Raw genomic sequence first — 1375 nt, 5'->3', positions numbered from 1 at the left:
AGGCAATGCGCCCCGCTCCCAGCGGGGCGCATTGCCTTGCCCCATGCCTGAAAAAAACCACGACATCCGCCCCGGCCAGTCGATCGAACTGCTCAAGGCCCTGCACATCCTGACCCGCGACGGCAAGATGAACCAGGACAGCCGCCGCAAGCTCAAGCAGGTCTACCACCTGTTCCAGTTCATCGAACCGCTGCTGAAAGACGTGCAGGCGCAACGCGGCGCCGTCACCCTGGCCGACCACGGCGCGGGCAAGTCGTACCTGGGTTTCATCCTGTATGACCTGTTCTTCAAGGAACAGCCCGAAGAGCAAAAGCAAGGCTCGCACATCTACGGCATCGAAACCCGCGAAGAGCTGGTGAAGTCGTCGGAAGAACTGGCCCGGCGCCTGGGCTTTGACGGCATGTCCTTCCTGAACCTGTCGGTGGCGGAATCCATCACCTCCGACAAACTGCCCCCGTCCATCGACGTGGTCACCGCCCTGCACGCCTGCAACACCGCCACCGACGACGCGATCCGTTTCGCGCTGGAGAAAAAGGCCAGGTACATCGTGATCGTGCCCTGCTGCCAGGCGGAAGTGGCGTCGGTATTGCGCAAGAACAAGGCCAAGGCATTGGCCGATCCGCTGGCGGAAATCTGGCGGCATCCGCTGCATACGCGGGAGTTCGGGAGCCAGATCACCAATGTGCTGCGCTGCTTGCAGCTGGAAGCGCACGGGTATCAGGTCAGCGTGACCGAGCTGGTCGGGTGGGAGCACTCGATGAAGAACGAGCTGATCATCGCGCAGTACAAGGATCTGCCGAGAAGGAAACCGGCGGAACGGCTGCGGGAGATGCTGGAGAGGATTGGGTTGCAGGAGTTGAAGGAGCGTTTTTTTCTGGCTGAGGGGTGAGGCTGGGGGGCTGTGATTGAATGGGTAAAGGACCGCTTGCGGTCCTTTTGTTTTTGGGGCGCGGGATTGGAGAGGGATAAAAGCGCCACGCTGTGGCATGCTTGCTTTCCTGCGTTGCGCCTTATACTTGCCCTGCGATCGCACCAACGGTCGCCCGGATTGACAGCCGGAATAACGAACGGCGGACGGCCGCTGCAATAGCGGCATTTTTACGTCCGTAGGCTGACGCACGTCCCTGCTATGGGCGGGCCTTGGCTGGGGCACGCTCGCGTGCGCCGGTTTCGTTCGTTACCGGTCTGTCAACCCGGCTTTGTGCCCGCCCACCCCGATTTACAGCGGGGTGCAGGGTTTAACGACAAAGGAGGCCTTTATGAATGACCATCCCTACACCCTTGACCGCTGTGACCTGCCCCCAGACTTAGTACGGCACCGACATAGAGTCCAGAGTTAAAAACCGTTGTTGCCGGTGCGCCTGAGCAAACTGCT

General features: G+C 60.7%; 1 protein-coding gene. It reads left to right on the top strand.

The annotated features are described in order from the left end of the window. Positions 1–43 precede the first annotated feature (43 nt). Positions 44–889 (top strand): class I SAM-dependent methyltransferase, encoded by an 846-nt coding sequence (locus tag AC6LJ5_RS30290; RefSeq protein WP_498142448.1) that lies wholly within the window; start codon positions 44–46, stop codon positions 887–889. Positions 890–1375: the final 486 nt, after the last annotated feature.

The organism is Achromobacter sp. 1011791174 (genome assembly GCF_059760925.1).
The sequence above is the reverse complement of the archived record's forward strand: the minus strand, read 5'-3'. Positions and strand labels throughout refer to the sequence as shown.